This is a genomic window from Bacillus sp. FSL L8-0099 (assembly GCF_038006385.1).
In the GTDB taxonomy this organism is placed as follows: domain Bacteria; phylum Bacillota; class Bacilli; order Bacillales; family Bacillaceae_G; genus Bacillus_A; species Bacillus_A toyonensis.
Window position 1 is genome coordinate 359438 of record NZ_JBBOVC010000001.1, and the last position, 21931, is coordinate 381368.

21 protein-coding genes are annotated in these 21931 nt (G+C 35.8%); 12 read left to right on the forward strand and 9 right to left on the reverse strand.

The genetic code is table 11. From position 1 onward, the window contains the following. Window positions 1-251 precede the first annotated feature (251 nt). A complete protein-coding gene (locus MHH42_RS01935) occupies window positions 252-947 on the reverse strand; it encodes a hypothetical protein (RefSeq protein WP_016107430.1) in 696 nt (231 codons plus the stop codon). Between the two features lie 14 nt (window positions 948-961). After that, window positions 962-2071, reverse strand: coding sequence for a mandelate racemase/muconate lactonizing enzyme family protein (locus MHH42_RS01940; protein ID WP_340892795.1), 1110 nt, complete (start codon window positions 2069-2071; stop codon window positions 962-964). A 93-nt stretch (window positions 2072-2164) separates the two neighbouring features. On the opposite strand from MHH42_RS01940, the gene MHH42_RS01945 reads away from it, so the two are divergent. Further along, window positions 2165-3436 (forward strand): transcriptional regulator, encoded by a 1272-nt coding sequence (locus MHH42_RS01945; protein WP_340892797.1) that lies wholly within the window; start codon window positions 2165-2167, stop codon window positions 3434-3436. On the opposite strand, the gene nhaC is transcribed toward MHH42_RS01945, so the two are convergent. Then, window positions 3425-4846: a Na+/H+ antiporter NhaC gene (nhaC, locus tag MHH42_RS01950; protein ID WP_000711508.1), complete on the reverse strand. Its 1422-nt coding sequence runs from the start codon at window positions 4844-4846 to the stop codon at window positions 3425-3427. The genes MHH42_RS01945 and nhaC overlap by 12 nt on opposite strands. Window positions 4847-5139: 293 nt before the next feature. On the opposite strand from nhaC, the gene MHH42_RS01955 reads away from it, so the two are divergent. Next, entirely contained in the window at window positions 5140-6255 is a 1116-nt protein-coding gene (locus tag MHH42_RS01955; RefSeq protein ID WP_000853539.1) for a M20 peptidase aminoacylase family protein, read from the forward strand. A 234-nt stretch (window positions 6256-6489) separates the two neighbouring features. Next, a complete protein-coding gene (locus MHH42_RS01960) occupies window positions 6490-7095 on the forward strand; it encodes an SAM-dependent methyltransferase (RefSeq protein ID WP_001005626.1) in 606 nt (201 codons plus the stop codon). A gap of 35 nt (window positions 7096-7130) precedes the next feature. Here MHH42_RS01960 and ahpF read toward each other — a convergent pair whose 3' ends face one another. Together ahpF and ahpC are read right to left on the reverse strand one after the other, a co-directional pair. Then, complete coding sequence (gene ahpF / locus MHH42_RS01965; RefSeq protein ID WP_340892800.1) at window positions 7131-8657, reverse strand: alkyl hydroperoxide reductase subunit F; 1527 nt, start codon at window positions 8655-8657, stop codon at window positions 7131-7133. Between the two features lie 14 nt (window positions 8658-8671). Beyond that, a complete protein-coding gene (gene ahpC, locus MHH42_RS01970; protein WP_000924420.1) occupies window positions 8672-9235 on the reverse strand; it encodes an alkyl hydroperoxide reductase subunit C in 564 nt (187 codons plus the stop codon). Window positions 9236-9828: 593 nt separating this feature from the next. Here ahpC and mtnK point away from each other — a divergent pair. Genes mtnK through MHH42_RS01985 form a run of 3 tightly spaced genes read left to right on the forward strand, consistent with a single transcriptional unit; the run spans window position 9829 to window position 12804 of the window. Then, window positions 9829-11058, forward strand: coding sequence for an S-methyl-5-thioribose kinase (gene mtnK / locus MHH42_RS01975; protein ID WP_016107434.1), 1230 nt, complete (start codon window positions 9829-9831; stop codon window positions 11056-11058). 9 nt (window positions 11059-11067) lie between these two features. After that, entirely contained in the window at window positions 11068-12111 is a 1044-nt protein-coding gene (gene mtnA, locus MHH42_RS01980) for an S-methyl-5-thioribose-1-phosphate isomerase (protein WP_098624022.1), read from the forward strand. A 51-nt stretch (window positions 12112-12162) separates the two neighbouring features. Further along, window positions 12163-12804: an L-fuculose-phosphate aldolase gene (locus tag MHH42_RS01985; protein ID WP_000926573.1), complete on the forward strand. Its 642-nt coding sequence runs from the start codon at window positions 12163-12165 to the stop codon at window positions 12802-12804. A gap of 45 nt (window positions 12805-12849) precedes the next feature. On the opposite strand, the gene MHH42_RS01990 is transcribed toward MHH42_RS01985, so the two are convergent. The 3 genes from MHH42_RS01990 to MHH42_RS02000 are packed head-to-tail and all read right to left on the reverse strand — an operon-like array spanning window position 12850 to window position 15860. Further along, complete coding sequence (locus MHH42_RS01990; protein ID WP_000982878.1) at window positions 12850-13857, reverse strand: FecCD family ABC transporter permease; 1008 nt, start codon at window positions 13855-13857, stop codon at window positions 12850-12852. After that, window positions 13854-14894, reverse strand: a complete 1041-nt coding sequence (locus MHH42_RS01995) for a FecCD family ABC transporter permease (protein ID WP_142331312.1) — start codon at window positions 14892-14894, stop codon at window positions 13854-13856. The genes MHH42_RS01990 and MHH42_RS01995 overlap by 4 nt, the downstream gene beginning before the upstream one ends. Window positions 14895-14942: 48 nt before the next feature. Then, window positions 14943-15860: an iron-hydroxamate ABC transporter substrate-binding protein gene (locus MHH42_RS02000; RefSeq protein ID WP_340892808.1), complete on the reverse strand. Its 918-nt coding sequence runs from the start codon at window positions 15858-15860 to the stop codon at window positions 14943-14945. A 331-nt stretch (window positions 15861-16191) separates the two neighbouring features. Between MHH42_RS02000 and MHH42_RS02005 the strand changes: the two genes are divergently transcribed. Beyond that, complete coding sequence (locus MHH42_RS02005; RefSeq protein WP_340892810.1) at window positions 16192-17241, forward strand: NAD(P)/FAD-dependent oxidoreductase; 1050 nt, start codon at window positions 16192-16194, stop codon at window positions 17239-17241. Between the two features lie 263 nt (window positions 17242-17504). On the opposite strand, the gene MHH42_RS02010 is transcribed toward MHH42_RS02005, so the two are convergent. Beyond that, on the reverse strand, window positions 17505-17873 hold the full coding sequence (locus MHH42_RS02010; RefSeq protein WP_000235486.1) for a hypothetical protein: 369 nt from the start codon (window positions 17871-17873) through the stop codon (window positions 17505-17507). Between the two features lie 180 nt (window positions 17874-18053). On the opposite strand from MHH42_RS02010, the gene MHH42_RS02015 reads away from it, so the two are divergent. The 5 genes from MHH42_RS02015 (at window position 18054) to MHH42_RS02035 (ending at window position 21879) form a co-directional block, all read left to right on the forward strand. Then, the gene (locus MHH42_RS02015) at window positions 18054-18293 is read left to right on the forward strand and encodes a helix-turn-helix domain-containing protein (RefSeq protein WP_002037874.1); all 240 of its coding nucleotides are present in this window, start codon (window positions 18054-18056) and stop codon (window positions 18291-18293) included. 236 nt (window positions 18294-18529) lie between these two features. Then, window positions 18530-19063, forward strand: a complete 534-nt coding sequence (locus tag MHH42_RS02020) for a hypothetical protein (protein ID WP_000051643.1) — start codon at window positions 18530-18532, stop codon at window positions 19061-19063. A 21-nt stretch (window positions 19064-19084) separates the two neighbouring features. Continuing rightward, a complete protein-coding gene (locus MHH42_RS02025) occupies window positions 19085-19528 on the forward strand; it encodes a hypothetical protein (RefSeq protein WP_016107436.1) in 444 nt (147 codons plus the stop codon). 178 nt (window positions 19529-19706) lie between these two features. Then, window positions 19707-20375, forward strand: a complete 669-nt coding sequence (locus tag MHH42_RS02030) for a hypothetical protein (RefSeq protein WP_001003899.1) — start codon at window positions 19707-19709, stop codon at window positions 20373-20375. A 238-nt stretch (window positions 20376-20613) separates the two neighbouring features. Next, window positions 20614-21879 (forward strand): hypothetical protein, encoded by a 1266-nt coding sequence (locus MHH42_RS02035; protein ID WP_000433167.1) that lies wholly within the window; start codon window positions 20614-20616, stop codon window positions 21877-21879. The last annotated feature ends 52 nt before the right edge of the window (window positions 21880-21931 follow it).

Below are 21931 nucleotides of genomic sequence, written 5' to 3' on the forward strand. Positions count from 1 at the left end.
GTCAATCTTTGTCGGTAAGTCGATATATTTCGAAAATCGCTGATATATTTAGAGTTGCGCCGATATATTTCGAAAATCGCTGATATATTTAGAGTTGCGCCGATATATTTTGAAAATCGCTGATATATTTAGAGTTGCGCCGATATATTTTGAAAATCGCTGATATATTTGGAGTTGCAATCGATATGTTCAATGAAGAGAAAGTAAAAGGAGATGTCACAGCAGACATCTCCTCTTTTCGAGTATATAGATTAGCGTCCAAACATCACAACAAAATCCCCATCCATTTTCTCCATTTCATACCCACGATACCCCTCCGAAAGCAAAGCCTGCTGTCCATTAGCATCACTCATTAGAATACTTTGAACATCTGTCCAATCTCTTTCTTTATCTCCGCGCAATTTCTTCACAAAAACATACCGCAGACTACCACCATACTTCTCCTTCAGCGCAGCAATCTCCATCCCTTGCGCAAACTTATCCTTCAAGCTCGGAATGTTAAAAGGAGCAACAGTGCAGCATACATAATCATATTTGCTATCTTCTTTTTGTAATTCGTCCATGATGACGTTTGCTAATATTTTTTGCATCCCATTTCCTCGACAGTTCGGATGAACGTTTGAGATTTCTTGATAGATGACGCGGTGTAGTTCACTTTCTGGCAAACCAATATCAAGCCCTAAATGTTCATCGTCGATAGGAGGGACGAGTAGAGCGCGAAATGCAATGAGTTTGTTTTTAATAAAAGCACCGATCATCATGCCGTTTCCTTCTAGAATATATTGAAATTCTTCTTGTGAGAGTGGTTGTAAACGACTTTTATCTTCCAACGCTTCAACTATAATGTTTTGTAATGATAAAATTTGTTCGATGTGCTTTCTTGATAGTAATGTAACGTGAAATGGTTGTTCGTTTTGTTTTAATGTTCCTTCATATAGAACAGTCATGCGTTAGTCCTCCTTTAGCGTACAACGTCTTGAAAGACGGTTAGTTCTTGTAATGTATCTTCGTTTATTTCAATGCCTAGTCCCGGCTTTTCTTTTAAGCGAATGAATGGTACGTCGTAATGTAGGTTTCCGATATCTTTCGTGAATTTTAACGGACCTGTAAGTTCAACACTTGTAATGATTTTTTTTGAGAAAGCGACGTGGAATCCTGCGGAAGAGGCAACGGATGATTCGACCATTGATCCCACTTGGCATTCAATGCCGGCCATTTCTGCTTGATGAGCGAGCTTTACTGCGGGATATATGCCGCCGCATTTCATTAGTTTTATATTTACTTTATCAGCTGCGTCTAATTTAATAATTTGGCGCATTTCACGAGAACTTTTTAATCCCTCATCAATCATAAGCGGAAGGTCTGTTTTCGAACGAATATGAGCCATTGCGTCAATATCATCCGCTACAACAGGTTGTTCAATCCAGTCGATATTTAAATGTCCTAATGAACGAAGTGCAGTTAATGTATTTGCGCTATTTTTCCAGCCTTGGTTCACATCAACACGAATGGCGATGTCATTTCCTACACGTTCACGCACAGCTTCAATTCTTTTTACATCTTCTTTTACATTCGTACCGACTTTCATTTTGAAAGATTGATAACCTTTCTGAATCATGGAAACAGCTTCTTTCGCCATATCTTCTGGAGGAGCAATGCTTAAAACGTGAGTGATAGGAAATTCTTCATGGTAGCGCCCGCCAATTAATTGATATACAGGTTGTTTTAGTTTTTTGCCCATTATATCAAAGCAAGCAATATCAATCGCAGCTTTTGCTGTCGGCACACCGTAAATGGTATTGTCCATTATATCGTGTATTCTTTCAATATTCATTGGATTTTTCCCGATTAGAACAGGAGCTAGCGTATGTTTTAAAGTATGGAAAGTACTTTCCCATGATTCACCTGTGACGTGATCATCAGCAACGCCTTCACCGTAACCGATAATGTCTTCGTCTGTTTCCATTTTGACGATAATAGAAGGCATATCAGAATAAGAACCATAACTAATAACAAACGGATTGCGAAGTGGTAAACGAATTGCGTAAAGGTGAATAGCTGTGATTTTCATTGAATAGAAACCCCTTCCTGTTTACAATAGTTTTATACATTTGATATAGTTGACGTTAAATAGTCGTTAATTAATAATAAGGAGTTAGAGAAAATGATAATAAAAATTGCAGTTGTCGGTTCAAAGGAGTTTATGGAGAACCTTTTCCCTATTGCTCATAAATTAGAAGAAATAGAAATTGATCCATATGTTTACCTTCACCCGGCAGAATCTTCTGAACTATTAAAGCGTTTAAAGCCTTGTGATGTTATCTTTTTCTCAGGTGCCTTACCTTATTATATGGCAAAAGAAATAAGAGAACAATTACGAATTCCAAGTACGTACTTACAGCAAGATGAGACAACGGTTGCATCTTCACTTCTTTCTGTCATGTATCATCAAGGTATTCAACCGCATAAAATTTCAATCGATTTAGTAGACCGTTCGTTTATTACAAATGTATGCCGCGATATCGGTATAAAAGAAAAGCCACAAGTGTTGGATTATGAAAATATGTTGTGGAGTAAAGAGGAAATAAATAGAGTCATTGATTTTCATGTAGCTAAATATCAATCCGTAGAGGCTCATTTAGCTTTAACTAGTATTCACGCTGTTTACGATGAGCTTCAAAAAATAGGTGTTCCTTCAGAGCGTATGATTGATCCAACACAGTCCATTATACATGGGCTAAAAGATGCAAAAATAAAAGCTGAGTTAGCAAAAAGCTATTCAGCTACTGTTGGTGCTTGTATTATTTCTTCCTTAGAATTACGAACGAGTGTGCTTGAAAAACTAGATGTCATTTCAAAAGAACTACGTGGTTCATTTAAACAAGTGGATGAAATGACATGCATTTTGTATACAACTCGTGGTGATATCGAATCGATTATTAAAACAAATGCGATACATAACTTGTTTGCGAGCGTAGAAGGAACGATAGCTATTGGATTTGGTTATGGAAAAACCGTGAAAGAGGCGGAGCAAAATGCAAAAATTGCTCAAAGTTTTGCAAAGAATAATCCAATAGATCGTTGTTTTTATATACTAACAAGTGATAAAGATTTATTTGGTCCGTTCCCGAAAGAACAGAGAGTACAAAGTTTGAAAAATGATAATCCGGAACTAATGAAAATAGCGAAGGAAACGAAGCTTAGTCCGGCCAACTTGTCAAAAATCATTCAATTTAGTCAATCGCATCCGTCATTGAAGTTTACAGCAGCTGACCTTTCTGAGTACTTACAAGTGACCCGGCGATCGACAGAAAGATTGTTAAAAAAATTAGTTGATTACGGGTATGCTCATATTTGCGGCGAGGAAATGCCCTATCAACAAGGGCGACCTCGCGCACTATATGAACTGAATTTACCGCTATTTTTAAGCTTCTAGTTGCGCTTTTTGTTTCTTTAGTAGTTCTGCTTTTTCAATGTCTGATAGTTTTACAATTGTGAAGCCTGTTATACCATAAATGATTGAGATAATAGGTACGATGAAATTCAAAATAGCATAAGGGGCATATTCAAATGCACCTACGCCAAGTGTAGCGAGAATAAATACACCGCACGTATTCCAAGGAACGAAGACAGAAGTTAATGTTCCGCCATCTTCTAATGCTCTGGATAAATTTTTTGAATGTAGTCCTTTTTCTGTGTATGCATTTGCGTACATTCTTGAAGGAACAACAATTGAAATATATTGTTCAGAGCAAGTAAGGTTTGTTGCAAAACAAGATGCGATAGTAGAAGCGATAAGCCCTTTTGCTGATTTTGCTAACTTTAAAATTTGATTTACAATTGAGCGAAGAATACCTGTATGTTCTAATACTCCTCCGAAAGTCATAGCGACAATTGTCATAGAGACTGTATTCATCATCGAATCTAAGCCACCGCGGTTAAATAGTTCGTCTACTAGCTTGTTTCCAGTGTCTATAACAAATCCAGCTTGGAGTGCACCGACAGATGCTGAGACAGAACCACCTTGAATAAAGACTTGTGATAAGAATCCTAAAATAATACCGACGAGAATGGCTGGTATGGCAGGAACCTTTTTAGCGACCAATACCATAACGGCTACGGGTATGATTAATAGGAAAGGTGAAATAACAAAGTTTTGTTGTAAGACTTGTAATGTTTGATCGATGCTTTGCGCATCAATATTGTTATCACCGAAGCTTCTTCCTAAGAAAGCATAGACGATAAGAGTAATAATTAAACCTGGAATTGTAGTAAATAACATATGACGAATATGTGCGAATAAATCTGTATTTGTTAATCCTGCGGCTAAGTTTGTTGTGTCTGAAAGCGGTGACATTTTATCGCCAAAATAAGAGCCTGAAATAATGGCACCAGCAACCATTGGAGCTGGAATACCCATACTTAGACCAATGCCCATTCCGGCAACACCAATTGTTCCCATTGTAGACCAAGAGCTACCAATCGCTAATGCAACGATAGAACAGATAATGGTAATGGATACTAAAAATAGTGATGGAGTTAAAAGTTTTAAACCGTAATAAATCATTGTTGCGACGATTCCACCGCCAATCCAAGCACCGATTGTTAAGCCAACAAGAATAATAATGACGATAGCGGGTAATGCAAGACGAATCCCTTTATACATTGCTTCTTCAAGATCATTCCATTTGTAACCGTAACGCCAAGCGACGATAGAAGCAACGGTCGTACCGATAATAAGTGGAACGTGAGGGCTTTGTTTTAATACAACAATTGTAACCATCATAACTGCAACGGTAATGATAATAGGGATAATCGCTATTCCAAAAGGTATTTCTTTTTTCATAAATTTCCTCCTTGTTACGTATGTTTGTTTGTATTTTTTAGAATTGTCGTAAAATAGACGGTTATTAGGTTATGATAACTAAAAATATATGTAAGCGTCAACAAAAAAACAGAAAATAAGGAATGTTCTAGTTGTTTATTCAGTTTGTAATATAGATACAGAGTAAGCTTTTAAAAAGTTTAAAAATAAACAATTGACTTTTTTCTTAAAATTCAATATGTTCATAAAAACATCTGTTTTTCATAAGTATAATTAACCTGAATGGTTTGTAATTTGGGAAGGAGAATGGAGCTTTGAAAACATTAGAACTACAAGAGCGTTTAACGGAAATTTTTCAGCATTTACATGAAAACCCTGAAGTAAGTTGGAAAGAGTATGAAACGACAGCTTATATTACTAACTTTTTAAAAGAAGAAGGAATTTCATATAAAACATTTGATGATTGCCCAGGCGTAATCGCTGAGATTGGGAATGGGAACCCGGTTATTGCGATTCGTGCTGATATGGATGCACTTTGGCAAGAAGTAGATGGAGAATTTAAAGCGAATCATTCGTGTGGTCATGATGCTCATATGACGATTGTAATGGGGCTTATTTTACAATTGAAAAATATGAGATGGGATAGTGGAACGGTTAGATTTATTTTTCAACCGGCAGAAGAGAAGGGAAATGGTGCTTTAAAGATGGTAGAGAAAGGTGCTGTAGATGATGCTGATTTCTTATTCGGTGTCCATTTACGACCAATCGAAGAATTATCTTTGAAACAAGCAGCCCCATCTATTCGTCACGGAGCAGCAAGATTTCTAGAGGGTATGATTCATGGGGAGGATGCACATGGGGCAAGACCACACCAAGGTGTGAATGCAATTGATGTCATTTCCATGATTAATATCGGTTTGAAAAATATATGGTTGCCGCCACAAAGTTCATATTCAGTGAAGATGACGCGGTGCCAAGCTGGTGGAGATAATCTAAATATCATTCCAGGTAACGGCCATTTTAGCTTAGATGTAAGAGCGGAGAATAATACATTATTAGAAGAATTAAAGAAAAAGATAGAGCATGTAATAGAATCAGCCGCATCAATGGGATCGAAAACTTCATACGAATGGATTGATCTTGCTCCAGGAGCAGAGGTGTCAGAAGAAGCGGAGCGTTACATGCGTAAAGGCATTCTCGAAGTGTATGGAGAAGAGCAATGCACAGGGCCGCTTTATACGACAGGAAGCGATGACTTCCATTACTACACAGTGAAGAGACCACATTTAAAAGCTGTCATGCTTGGACTAGGAGCAGATCTACAACCTGGATTACACCATCCGTATATGAGGTTTGATCATAGTTGTATTATGGATGGGGTAGAAATATTGAAGCAAACTGTATTGAAAGTGTTAGAAGACAGGGGCTAGAGAGCTCCTGTTTTTTTATCGTGAATTGTCGGTAAATCGATATATTTGAAAAACCGTTGATATATTTTGAGTTATGATAGATATATTGAGAAAATCGTTGATATATTTGAAGTTACGATAGATATATTGAGAAAATCGTTGATATAATTTCACGGACCTATTAATTTGATGAAAAATGAACCTCCAGTACATGGTGTATAATAATAAGTACCATTTTTTAATAGGAGAAAACGAATGAACGAACAATATTACGATGCAGTTTTACATATAAAAACAGTCGGTGAGCAAAAAGGGTTTAACAAGTCTATGCATTATCACCGCTATGAACCGACGCCGTATAGCGGGTTAGATGAGTTATTGAATCAATATGAAATACGAAGTAGCGACCGAATTGTAGACTTTGGGTGCGGAAAAGGGCGATTAAACTTTTATATGCATCATAAATGTGGTGCTTCAGCAGTTGGAATTGAAATGAATGAAGAGTTTTATAAAGAAGCGATGGATAATAGAGATCGTTATGCACGAAAGGCACGAAACAGTAAGGGGAAAATTCAATTCCAATGTTGTTTAGCGCAGGAATATGAGATTGATCCACATGATAATAGGTTTTATTTCTTTAATCCGTTTTCTGTGCAAGTGTTTATGAATGTAGTCAATAACATTTTGCTTTCAGTAGAAGAAACGGGGAGAGAAGTGGATATTATTTTATATTATCCTTCTGAGGACTATATTTTCTTCTTAGAAAATCAGACTGCGTTTGAGCTAAAGAAAGAAGTTAGATTGCCAGGTGCTTATGAGAAGAATGGGAATGAGAGGTTTTTAGTGTATACGTTAGGATAATAAAAAAGCAGATGCTAAGGCACCTGCTTTTTTTATTAGTTACGGATTAAGTAATCAAATGCGCCTAAAGCAGCGTTTGCACCTGAACCCATAGAGATGATGATTTGTTTGTACGGATTATTTGTACAGTCACCTGCAGCAAACAATCCTGGCACGTTTGTAGCGCCGTGCTTGTCTGTTACGATTTCACCGCGAGCGCGTTCAACTGTTTCGCCTAACCAGTCTGTGTTTGGCACAAGACCGATTTGAACGAATACACCTTGTAATTCAACGTGATGAACTTCTTCAGTTTCACGATCGATGTAAGAAATACCGTTTACTTTGTCAGTACCAGTGATTTCTTTCGTTTGAACGTTTTTCAGAACAGTTACGTTTGGTAAGCTGTTAAGACGCTCTTGTAATACAGCATCAGCTTTTAATTCTGGCATGAATTCAAGAACAGTTACGTGCTTAACAATACCTGCTAAGTCGATAGCTGCTTCAATACCAGAGTTACCTCCGCCAATAACTGCTACATCTTTTCCGATGAATAATGGACCGTCACAGTGTGGGCAGTATGCTACACCTTTATTTTTGAACTCAGCTTCACCTGGTACGCCAACATTACGCCAGCGAGCACCTGTAGAAACGATTACGCTCTTACTTTTCAGAATAGCGCCGTTTTCAAGTTCCACTTCAATAAGTTCTTTTTTCTCTAAACGTTTCGCACGTTGTAGATTCATTACATCGATGTCGTATTCTTTTACGTGCTCTTCAAGGCTTGCTACTAGCTTAGGACCTTCAGTGCGTTTTACGCTGATGAAGTTCTCAATACCCATAGTATCCATTACTTGACCACCGAAGCGCTCAGCAACGATACCAGTGCGGATGCCTTTACGTGCTGCATAAATTGCTGCACTTGCACCAGCTGGGCCGCCACCAACAACAAGAACATCGTATGGATCTTTATCAGAAAGCTCTGATGCATCTGGACCGTTACCCATTTTAGCTAAAATTTCTTCAAGTGTCATACGACCGCTTCCGAAAGATTCGCCATTTAGGAAAACTGTTGGTACTGCCATGATGTCTTTGCTTTCTACTTCCTCTTTGAATGCAGCGCCATCAATCATAGTATGTGTAATACCAGAGTTAAGAACGCTCATTACGTTAAGAGCTTGTACAACATCAGGACAGTTATGACAACTTAGGCTGATATAAGATTCAAAATGATATTCGCCTTGAATGTTTTTAATTTGATCGATTAATTTTTGTTCAACTTTTGGAGCACGTCCACTAACTTGTAGTAAAGCTAACACTAATGAAGTAAATTCGTGTCCTAATGGAATACCAGCGAATACTACACCAGTGTCTTCATCAGGGCGATTTACACTAAAGCTTGGTGTTCTCTCTAGTTCAACTTTTTCTACTGTAATCTTTGATGACATAGTAGCTAATTCATCTACTAGAGATAACATATCTTTAGATACATTATCGTCTCCTGAGCTAACTTTAAGTAAAATATCGTTCTCCATTAACTGAAGGTATTGGGATAGTTGTGTTTTTATATCTGCATCTAGTATCATTTTGATCGAACTCCTTAGATTTTGCCTACAAGGTCAAGGCTTGGTTTAAGTGTTGCAGAACCCTCTTGCCATTTAGCTGGGCAAACTTCACCTGGGTTGTTACGTACGTATTGAGCTGCTTTAATTTTGTTAACAAGAATGCTTGCATCACGGCCGATACCGTCAGCGTTGATTTCCATAGATTGGATAACGCCGTCTGGATCGATGATGAATGTACCACGAGCAGCAAGACCTTCTTCTTCCATTAAAACGTTGAAGTTTGTAGTGATTGTGCGAGTTGGGTCACCAATCATAATGTATTCGATTTTGCCGATAGTTTCTGAGCTATCATGCCATGCTTTGTGAGTGAAGTGAGTGTCTGTAGATACAGAGTATACTTCAACGCCTAAGTCTTTTAGAGTTGCATATTGGTTTTGTAAGTCTTCAAGTTCAGTTGGGCAAACGAATGTGAAGTCAGCTGGGTAGAAACAAACTACACTCCATTTTCCTTTTAAACTTTCGTCAGTAACTTGGATAAATTCTCCATTATGGTAAGCATTAGCTTTAAACGGTTTTACTTCTGTGCCGATTAATAACATATTAAATTTCCTCCTAAATGTTGGTTTTGAGCATCAAAAAATAGTTTGCTCATAAAATATATTTTTTAATTAACTATAATAATTCTAATTCGATATTAATTATCATATAGAAGTGGTTATTTTGTCAAGAGAATAAACCAACTTTATACCAATTTAATTAATATTTATTCTCAATTAAGGTTATTAGGGAATGAAAAGGTAATTTTCATGTCATAAATTTTCAATGAGTGTTTGAAAGAGTAGTGTGTATGTTAGAGACATGGTGTAAGTATAAATTCTTAGGAAGGAGAGATTTCTTAGAAGTTGTAGATTTGAAAAGGAACTGCTTATTTCTATTTTACAAAGAATTGTGCGATAAATAAAATAAAATGAATCGGAATCTTTTTGAACAATTTTTGTCCGCTCAAATATATAATTAGGAAGTATATTGCAATGATAATTAGAAACATTGACTCAAAGTGCTAACAAGATATAATAAAATCTAGATATATCTTTCAAAAAGAAGAATATATAATATAGGATGAAAAACATTCAACCTATTATTTTTTTATAGCCTTTAGAAAACGCTTACAATTAGTGTGGGAGGGGAAACCATGTCTAAGTTCACAAAGTATTTTTTAATGGAAGATAAAGATGTGATTGCATATGTGAAAGAGAAATTATCTAAGTTTGAACATGCAAAGGGGTTACAGTGTAAAGAAATAGGTGATGGTAATTTAAATTATGTGTTCCGCGTTTGGGATGAAAAAAAGACCATGTCTGTCATCGTAAAGCAGGCCGGGAATACAGCACGTATTTCAGATGAGTTTAAGTTGTCGACGAATCGTATTCGTATAGAATCAGATGTTTTGCAGTTAGAGGAGGAGTTAGCACCTGGGCTTGTTCCAAAAGTATATTTGTTTGATAGTGTGATGAATTGTTGCGTGATGGAGGACTTATCAGATCACACAATATTACGTACAGCACTTATAAATCATCAAATATTTCCGAGGCTTGCTGAAGATTTAACTACTTTTATGGTAAATACTCTTCTATTAACATCAGATGTTGTAATGAATCATAAAGAGAAGAAGGAACTTGTGAAGAATTATATAAATCCAGAGTTATGTGAGATTACAGAGGACCTCGTATACTCTGAACCATTTACAAATCATAATAAACGTAATGAGTTATTTCAATTAAATGAAGGATGGATTAGAGAGCATATTTATAGTGATAAAGAGCTTCGTATGGAAGTAGCGAAACTTAAGTTTTCTTTTATGACGAATGCGCAGGCGTTGCTTCACGGTGATTTACATACTGGTTCTGTTTTCGTAAAAAGTGATTCTACAAAAGTTATTGATCCTGAGTTTGCTTTTTATGGACCTATGGGATATGACATTGGGAATGTAATGGCGAATTTAATATTTGCTTGGGTGAATGCAGATGCAACGATGCTACCTGGAGCTGAGAAAGATACGTATATGGATTGGCTAAAAACGACGATGGTAGAGGTAATTGATTTATTTAAGAAGAAGTTTTTAGTTGCTTGGGATATTCATGTGACAGAAATCATGGCGAAGGAAGAAGGCTTTAATGGCGTATATTTACAATCTGTGTTAGAGGATACAGCTGCAGTGACGGGTCTTGAGTTAATTCGTCGTATTGTTGGATTAGCAAAAGTAAAGGATATTACTTGTATTGAGAATGATGAAGCACGTGCTAGAGCGGAGCGAATTTGTCTTCAAGTAGCGAAGAAGTTTATTTTACGAGCGAATCAATATAAAACAGGTACGAGTTTTGTAGAAACGTTAAAAAAACAGTCCATTCATAGCGCGAAGTAAGGAGAGAAAATGATGAAAGAGCAATTAATACCAATTCAATGGAAAGATGATGCTTTAGTTTTATTAGATCAAACGTTATTACCGAACGAAGTTGTCTATGAATCTTTCAAAACAGCTGAAAGTGTGTGGGATGCAATTCAAGTCATGAAAGTGCGAGGTGCACCAGCGATTGGGGTTTCAGCAGCGTATGGTGTGTATTTAGGGGTAAAGGAATTTGCTGAAAGTACGGTAGAAGGATGTATTGAAGAAGTAAAAAGGGTATGTGCATATTTAGCAACATCAAGACCGACGGCAGTAAATTTATTTTGGGCGCTGGAAAGAATGGAAAGTGTAGCGATAGATAATGTTCACTTATCGATTGCACCGTTGAAAGATAGATTGTTAGAAGAGGCAAAAGAGATTCATAGAGAAGATGAAGAAATTAACCGTCAAATTGGAGAACATGCATTAACATTATTCCATGATGGCATGGGATTATTAACTCATTGTAATGCAGGTGCGTTAGCAACGACTAAGTATGGTACTGCGACAGCTCCAATGTATTTAGCGAAAGAAAAAGGATGGGACCTTAAAATCTACTCTGATGAAACACGACCTAGATTACAAGGTTCAACGTTAACAGCATTAGAACTACAGCGAGCGGGAATTGATGTAACAGTCATTACCGATAATATGGCAGCTATGGTCATGTCACAAGGGAAGATTGATGCGGTAATCGTCGGCTGTGACCGAGTAGCAGCAAATGGTGATGTAGCAAATAAAATTGGAACATTAGGCGTATCTATTTTAGCTAAATACTATAACATTCCGTTTTATGTAGCAGCACCAACACCGACAATTGATTTAAACACACCGACAGGAAACGAAATTCCGATCGAAGAAAGAGATGCTTCTGAAATAATCAATCGTTTCGGACAATATTCAGCTCCGAAAGGAAGTAAAGTATACAATCCAGCATTTGATGTTACGCCACATGCAAATATAACAGCAATTATTACGGAAAAAGGGATTGTAAAGGCACCGTTTACGGAGAATTTAAAAAATCTATTTTAGTAAATAGGTATATAGTCAGTCATCATAAGCTTCATACTTAGGGGGATGTATATGTTATTACAAAAAGAAAGAGAAGAAATTGTAGCGTACGGAAGGAAAATGATTTCTAGCGGTTTAACAAAGGGGACCGGCGGAAATATTAGTATTTTCAATCGTGAACAAGGCCTAGTTGCAATTAGCCCAAGTGGTTTAGATTATTATGAAACAACGCCCGTGGATGTAGTTATATTAAACTTAGATGGTGAAGTAGTAGAAGGTGAGAGAAAACCGTCAAGTGAACTAGATATGCATCTTATTTATTATAGGAATCGTGAAGATATAAATGCGCTCGTGCATACACATTCACCTTATGCGAAGACGATTGCATCATTAGGGTGGGAGCTTCCTGCTGTTTCATATTTAATTGCTTTCGCAGGCCCGAATGTACGCTGTGCACCGTATGAAACATTTGGTACGAAGCAATTAGCAGAGGCTGCTTTTGAAGGCATGATTAATCGCCGTGCAGTATTACTTGCGAACCACGGTTTAATTGCAGGTGCAAATAATATAAAAATGGCATTTACTGTTGCGGAAGAAATTGAATTTTGTGCGCAAATTTATTATCAAACGAAAAGCGTCGGAGAACCGAAGTTATTGCCAGAAGATGAGATGGAGAATTTAGCGAAGAAGTTTGAAGGATATGGGCAGCGGTAGAATGAAACGAAAACACCCTCAAGATTGCACTCTTGAGGGTGTTTTTTATGCTTTCTTAAGCAATAAATACATAAAGTAAGGAGCACCAATTAAAGCAACGACAATACCTGCCGGAATACCGTTAGGTTCAACGATGTTTCGTCCGATTGTGTCTGCTAATAGTAATAGCCATCCGCCGATTAAAAGGGCGATAGGCATGAAGATTTGATGTCTTGGGCCTACTAAAGATTTTGCGATATGAGGAGCCATCAGCCCGATAAAGCTAATTCCTCCTGTTACGGAAACTGCTGCAGCTGCAAGTGCAACGGCTGCAATTAATAAGTATCTGCGTTCTTTTTCAATTTCAATTCCAACGCCGATTGCGACTGGTTCGTTTAATGCTAAAATGTTTAATCGATTTGCTTTATAGAAAACAAATGGAATTAATACGATTAACCATGGGAGCATTGCGAAAATGAAGATCCAATCATCTCCCCAAATGTTTCCGGCAATCCATTTGGCGATAAAGTCGACTTTCATACGATCAGCAGATGAAATAAGGACAATCATTGCTCCAGATAGTGCAAATGAAAAACCGATACCGGTTAATGTTAATCGTATTGGCTGAAGCCCTGTTGATTGACTATATGAAAATACGTAAATTAAAACAGCTGTAAGAAAAGCCCCGATAAATCCAACGACTGGTAGTAAATAAAGAAATGAACCTACATCTATTGGAAAGTATAAAAAGAAAATAGAAACAGCAACACCAGCACCAGAGTTAATCCCGAGAATACCAGGTTCAGCTAAATCGTTACGTGTAATGCCTTGAAGGATAGCACCTGATAAAGCGAGTGCCATACCAGCTAATACTGTAATGATAATTCTAGGTAGTCTTAAAGAATATAAAACGAATTCTTCTTTAAATGAACCTTGTCCCATTAGCGTTGGGAGTAGTCGATCATAAGATAAAGATGCTGAACCGAGTCCCATTCCAATTACAATGGTTGTAATAGTTAGTATAAGTAATGCGAGTATAATAAGACGTTGTTTTCTTAAAATAGATGGCATCATGAGAATGTTTTTCCTCCTTTACGAACAATGAATAGGAAGAATGGTAATCCTACAATTGCGACGATAGCAGCAACGGGTGTTTCATACGGAGCATTAATTGTACGTCCGATTGTGTCTGCAAGTAACATAAAGGAAGCACCAGCAATTGCTGACATCGGAATAATAAATCGGTAATCTGGACCAACAATAGGACGCACCATATGAGGTATCATTAAACCGATAAATGCCATATTTCCGACAAGCGCCACAGAAGCACCAGCAAGTAAGATAATAATGATAAACAAAATTGTTTTAATAACAATGATTTTTTGACCGAGTCCAACAGCAACTTCTTCACTGAAACTAAGGACTGTCAATTTTCTTGCAAATAAGATAGCGATAAAGATACTTATTGAAATGACTGGAATAATAATTTTCAATTGACTCCAAGTAGTTCCAATCACCCCTCCAGCAGTCCAAAGTGATACATCTTGTGAAATTTTGAAGTAAATGCCGACTCCTTCTGAAATTGCGAGTAGAAATGCTGAAACTGCAGCACCTGCTAATACAATTCGAAGAGGAGAAAGTCCGCCTTTTTTCACCATACCAATTCCAAATACCATAATTGCCCCTACCGCAGCCCCGATAAAGCAAGCTAATGTTAAGTACAGATAGCTTATGGAAGGGTTGAAAGCAAGTGTTAGTGCAAGTGCAGCATTTGCGCCACCCGTTAGCCCAAGTAAGCCAGGGTCTGCAAGGGGGTTTCGTGTTAATCCTTGCATAATTGCCCCAGAAACGGCTAGTCCAGCCCCTACAAAAATAGCAGCAACTTCACGTGGTAAACGTATTTCACGAATAATAGATATTTTGTCTCCTTGAGCCGAGGAAGTGAGTGCTAACCATACGTCTTTTATAGAAGTATCTGCAGCCCCTAATACCATTGCAACCATAAAAAGTAGAAAGAATGCAATTATGCTCAAAATTAGTTTGTATGTAAAAGCTATAGAACGTGGATTGTCATGATCTTTTGTCATTCGTTTCACATCTTTTCTGTTCATAGAATAAAGGAAGAGGAATTCTTAAATTAAGAATTCCTCATGTTTGTATTATTTACCAAGAAAGCTTTTCTTGAAGAAGTCTAGTTGGAAATCTAATGTAAGTGGATCATTGAAATAGAATTCCATCATGTTTGCTTCGTATACGCGATTATTTTTTACTGCTGGAATGTTTTTGTATGATTCTGCCTCTTGGAAGGAGTTATCAGTATCTTTGTTTTTACTTACGATTAAGTAATCACCAGCAAACTCAGGTAATACCTCAGTAGATAATGCGTAGTAACCTTCTTTTAAAGCTTTTTCTTTTACTTTTTCAGGCATTTTTAATTTCATTTCTTGGTACAGAATTTCTGTTCCGCGGCCCCAGTTCTCGCCGTATACATAAAGCTGTTTATTGAAGTTTTCAACAACAGATACTGTTGCATCTTCACCAATTTTTGCTTTAATTTCTTTACCAGCTTCTTGTGCACGTTTCTTGAAATCATCAATCCAAGTTTTTGCTTCTTTTTCTTTGTTTAATAACTTACCGATTTCTAAATGTTGTGTTAAGTAATCAACTTTTCCGTAAGTGTATGTTACAGTAGGAGCAATTTTCTTTAACTTATCGACATTTTTAATATTTGATAAACCAATGATTAAATCAGGGTTTAGTTCAGCGATTTTTTCAACATTTTCATCTGATACTTCAGCAGCATCTTTAAGTTTACTATCAAAACGTGGGTTTTGTTTAGACCATGAATCTACCCCAACAACATTTACTCCTAATGACATTACGTTACCAGCGAATGCTGATAAAACAACAACGCGTTTTGGATTTGCAGGAACTTCTACTTTACCATTTTCAGATTGGTATGTAATTGTTTCTGATTTACTACCTTTTGCATCGTTCTTTTTGTCTGTAGAGCCGTTGCTACAAGCACTCATAACAAGAACGAAAAGAACTGTTAGTGAAATAAATAACTTTTTCATCGTCTTTCTCCTTTAACATAGATGTATGTGTATACAATAATTTGTTTAACTGCAATCTTTTTGAAAGAGTAGTGGTAATGCAAAATATTTATTAAAAATCTTGAAGGTGAGATTTTACAATATAGTATTAACCATATTAATGAAAGAAGATGTAATCCCAAATTTGCTAATTATTAACAAGTTGATAATGATTATCACTATTGATTCTTTAAATAATATAATTTTATATAGGTGTATTGTCAATAGTAATTTTGATTGTAAATTTTGCGGAAACAGGTTATATTTTATTGAGAATGATAATCAATGATTAGTAGCTGAGGAGTGAGCACGAATGAATCGAGAAGAATTGTTTGATGTAACTGTAATAGGCGGAGGACCTGCAGGGCTTTATTCAGCTTTTTATAGTGGACTTAGAGAGATGAAAACGAAAATAATAGAATTTCAACCACAGTTAGGTGGAAAAATACATGTTTATCCGGAGAAGATGATTTGGGATGTAGGAGGGCTATTGCCAGTTACAGGTGATAAATTAATTGAACAACTTGTACAGCAAGGGCTAACATTTAAGCCGGAAGTTGTATTAAATACAAAAGTAGAATCAATTATTCGTAATGAAGATGGAACTTTTACGTTAAAAACAAGTACTGGCGAAGAACATTTTTCAAAAACAATTATCGTCGCAACTGGAAGCGGTATATTGAAACCGCAAAAGTTATCGATTGAAGGTGCGGAGCGATTTGAAGTATCGAATTTAAATTATACAGTTAAATCTTTAATGCGTTTCAAAGATAAAACGATCATTATTTCTGGTGGAGGAAATTCTGCCGTTGATTGGGCGAACGAATTAGAACCAATCGCGAAAAAAGTGTATGTAACATATAGAAAAGAAGAATTATCTGGTCATGAAGCACAAGTAAAACAGCTAATGAACAGCTCAGCGAAGTGTTTTCTGAATACATCGATTACAAAATTAATTGCTGGTGATAATCATGAAGCGATTGAATATGTAGAATTAACGAATCATGAGACAGGTGAAGTTTCTCATTTACCTATTGATGAAGTTATTATTAATCATGGATATGAACGTGACATTACATTATTAGAAAATAGTGAGTTGGACGTTGCGATTATAGATGATTTTTATATTGCAGGTAATGCAAATAGTGAGTCTTCTGTAGATGGATTATATGCTGCGGGAGATATTTTGAAACATGATGGGAAATTGCATTTAATTGCGGGAGCATTCCAAGATGCTGGAAATGCTGTGAATAAAGCGAAACAATTTATTCAGCCAGATGCAAGTGAGTACGGAATGGTTTCTTCGCATAATGAAGTATTTAAAAAACGAAATCGAGAATTGATAAAGCAAATGATGAAATAATAAAGTGAAACTTTAATCAGTGGGGGCTATCCTGCACTGATTATTAACCTTCACCAATCGGGCTTTTACTACCCACAAATAGCCGGATAAAGGTACAAGTATACCCCCATTTACTTCTCTATTCAAATAGACGAGAGATGTAAATGGGGGTTTTCCTGTTTACTATATTTTCAATCATTATTATGACACCGGTTTCATCAGTTCATATGACATGAACATTTTATTTGTAAATCAGTCTAGAAAACAATGAATCTATGTTTTGTTTACGCTGTTCCTTTTGCTCGTTCATTAGGAAATGGCATATTTAGTATAGAAGCAATGTATTGTTTTCCATGTTTTCGAGCCAATGATTCTAATATTTGACGAACGCGTTTTGTAAGATGCCCTTGTTTTTTTATCGCTTCACAATATGCGTCGTAGAAAGCATATTTAGCCCATAGAAAATCATCTTGTTGGAATAAGAAATGATTTTTGTACCATTCACCAATTGTATGATAACAATTGTTTTCGTGTATTGCTACGCCTTGAGAAAGAATACGATCAGATAAAGATGTAGTTAAATGAGAAGTTGTATTTTCTGTTTCAACTTGTAATGTTTTTTCTAACATTGTAATGATGTGACGAGTAGCCATATGTTAACTCTCCTTTGTGTAAATGGGTGATACCATTCTATATTTAAAAAAATACTTACTATATTATTATACAATATATGGAATGGTTCTACCTGCTTTTTAAACTGCATTTACAAAATCTTTTTTATTTGTTTACAAAAATAAAGTAAGATACAGTATATATGAAAAAACAATAAAGGAATGAACGCATTGTATATAACAATAGAAGAAGCTGCGGAGTATTTGAATTTACCAAAATCGTATATTGAAGAGCTAATTCAGCAAAAGAAAGTTCGTGCGCTATTCGATGGAGAGCAATATTTATTAAATAAAGAACAATTCAACACGCATTTAGAACAAATGGAGAAATATAAACAATTAGTGGAAGAAATATTAAACGAACCAATTCCAGAAGATATGGACGTTAAAGACGAAGACTAAACTTTAGGAAATCCCGTATGAAGATATGCAGAAATGTATCTTCATACGGGATTTTTTTATCTAAAGACATCAAAATCCTAAGGAGCCCTCAGGATTTCTTAGAATTTTGATAGGTAGTAGTCTACCATGTTAAAAGCATATTTTTTTCGAGCTAGGACAAACATAGAGAACGTAACCTGTACAGATACATATACTATCAGTGCAAAAGCTTATAAATTAATGGAAGGGGTTTTCTCGTGAGTTTATTTCATTGGGATTTTTTGAAAGACTTAATTGGATCTTATGTAAGAGTGAACAGAGGTGGACCAGAATCTCAAAAAGGAACAATAGTATCATTAGGTGCGGACTACTTCGGATTAGAGAATGAAAAAGGAGAGAGCCATTACTACCAGCTTCGCCATCTGAAAAGCATTACCCAAAATACGAAAGATGGTGGAGTAGGTGATTTAGAATGGGTGGAAGAAGACATTGCAGAAGACTTTGAAACGCTACTTCAAAGCTTCAAATACCGCTGGGTGAAAATTAACCGTGGTGGACCAGAGAAAATTGAAGGTATTTTACAAGATGTTTCTGGCGGTTATGTAACATTGATTATTAAAGAAGAAGTTGTATTAATTGCACTATCTCATATTAAGAGTGTTAATTATAATGCATCTGTAAGTGGACAGAGTGATGAGAGTAGTGATGAGAGTAGTAATGAGAAAAGTAATGAAAACAGCAATAATTCAAATCGAGCTCGCGCACTAAGACAATCAAGTAGAGGAAGATAAAACAGAAAGGAGGGTATGAATTTGGAGGATGTATTATGCTGTGATCAAATCAAAGGTTTAGTTGGTGAGAATGTAAAAGTAAATCTTCGTGGACCGGAAAGTCGAGTAGGTGTACTGTCATTGTTAGGAAAAGATTACCTTACACTACAATTACCTCATGGAGAATTAGTGTATTATCAACTGAAACATGTGAAGAGTCTAGTCAGAAAAGTGAAAGAGGCACAAGGAGAATATGGTTCATGTTTTTATGCGGAAGAAGATACTTTTTTAGATGCATTAAATGACTTGAAGTATAAATGGATAAAGATTAATCGTGGTGGACCAGAGTGTGTGGAAGGTTTATTAAGTGATATACATGATGGAAATATTACACTAGTTAATGGTGATGAGGTCATTTATGTGATTAATTCCCATATTAAGAGTGTGAGTCAAATAGTTAAAAACAAAAAGAATGAAGAAGAATAATGTTTAATAAATAAAAGGGGCATTATGATTGAAAATGAAGAATGATTTCATATTTCTCTGTAATTATTTTTGGATATATGAAAAAGGGTTTCTTACTATTAAAAAACAGAACATTGCCCCTGATTATTTTTAGAATAAAAGAAAGGGAAATTGTAATTTCATAGGAAGGAGGATATAGATGAATGAGTTACACAAAAGTATTGGAGAAAATATATATGTTAAATTAATTGGTGAAAAGAGATTTAAAGGCGTATTAATCGATGTAGGAAATGATATTGTTGTTCTTTACAATGGACAAGACTACGTATATATATCTTTATATCATATCCAATATTATAAGTTTTTAAGACCATATGATGAAGAAATATTAAAACCTGATGTAGATTCTGTAATTAAAAGGGAATCTCCTTCAATTTCTTTGAGGAAAGTATTAAGCACATCTAAAGGGATTTTCACAGAAATTTATGTAGCAGGTAATGCTCCAATACATGGATATGTTACAAGTGTAATGAACGATTATATTGTTTTTTATAGTCCAGTCTATAAAACTGTATATATATCTTTAAAGCACTTAAAATGGTTAATTCCGTATAAAGAAAACCAAGTGCCTTATTCCCTCAATAAAAATGAACTCCCCGTAAATCCATTAAATATTACGTTAGCTCGAACGTTTGAGGAGCAACTTATTAAAATGTATGGAAAGATTATGGTGTTCGATTTAGGTGAGGAATCCAATAAAATTGGAAAAATGGCGAAGATCGATGAAGGACATATTGAAATATTAAAAGCGCGTGATGCAAAAATGTATGTGAATATTCAACATGTAAAATCTGTCCATTGTCCGTAGGCTAGTTGAAAGGGCTGGCTTTTTCTTTTATATGCAGAAGGAAAGGTCGGGCCTGTTTGTTTAGTTCGATTTGGATATGAGGGGGAAAAATGAATTGAATATAAATTATGTTAGTATGATTTTTGAAGAGGCAATCTTGTGCTAAATTATAAAAAATATGTACGAGCCACCTTTTGATGTATTCAATTTATTTTTTGAGGAAGAACTGCTCAACTAATTTACTAAAGGGGTTTTATTTGTGGAGCCGTTTCCAAATTCGTTATCGATTACATTACTTGGTAGTGCTGGTGGAGCAGCGAAGGCAGTTTTAGCAATTTTAAATCAAGCGATAGCAAATGAAAAAGATCCAATTTATGAAGTGATAAAGAATGTTACATTTCATTTGGTTGATATAAAACAAAAAGATAGGGCTTATTATGATGAGTTGTTTCCAAATTTGAAAGGTCATTTGTCATTATATGAAATAGACCTTCAAGATGTAGTGAAATTTAAACAGCATTTAACAGAAAAAAGTACGAGTGTTGTTATTGATGTTTCGGGTGCAGATACGATCAGGGTACTGAGCTGTTGTAATGAACTTGGAATCTTTTATATTAATTCAGCTTTGGAAAATGAGGCAGTAGATCAGGACGATAGTTTACTTGGATTTCAGCTTACGGAACGATATACGAGGTTTGAGAAAGAGAAAGAAAAATTTACAAATACAAAAGCGATTATAGGTTCAGGTATGAATCCAGGTGTTGTTCAATGGATGGTTGTTGAACTTATGAAAGAACGGCCGAATGAACAGCCACAAGCATGCTATATTGTAGAACATGATACGTCGTTTTTGAATGATACGGCACTTATAAAGCCGTATACACTTTATACGTCATGGGCAGTAGAGCGATTTCTAGACGAAGCGATATGGAGTTATCCGATGTATATGAGTCATCATCGTCCTCTTTATTTTTATGAGGATGTATATGCTTCAGAGTATAAAGTGAAGTTAGGAAAAAGAGAGTTTTATGGTTGCTTAATGCCACATGAGGAAGTTTTAATTTTAGGGAAAAATTTCAACATGGAAGTTGGTTTTCTTTACCGAATTAATGAGTATACAACAAATGTAATTAGACAGAACTTAGATAAGGTAGAAGATTTATGGAACTGGAATCGTAAAGTATTCAATCCAGCGGAAGAAGAGGTTGCAGGAGAGGATCTAGTAGGTGTATTACTCGTTTATGAAAATGGCGAGACGTATATGTATAACGTAATGAATAGTAGCCAAGTTTTTCATAAATATAAAACGAATGCAACTTACTTCCAAGTAGGGTGCGGAATTTATGCAGGTTTGTGTAGTTTACTTTTAGATCACTTTGGACAAGGTGCTTATTATGTCGAGGAATTATTATTAAATACAGAAAGTAAGTACGGTGAATATTTAAATTTATATATGAAGGATTTTGTAATAGGGCATAATGATTTTACGGATGGACTGCTACATGATAGGGTCAGATGGATATAAGTTGTGACTAGAAAGGAAGGAGAAGTCTCCTTCCTTTTTAGTATTATAAGGT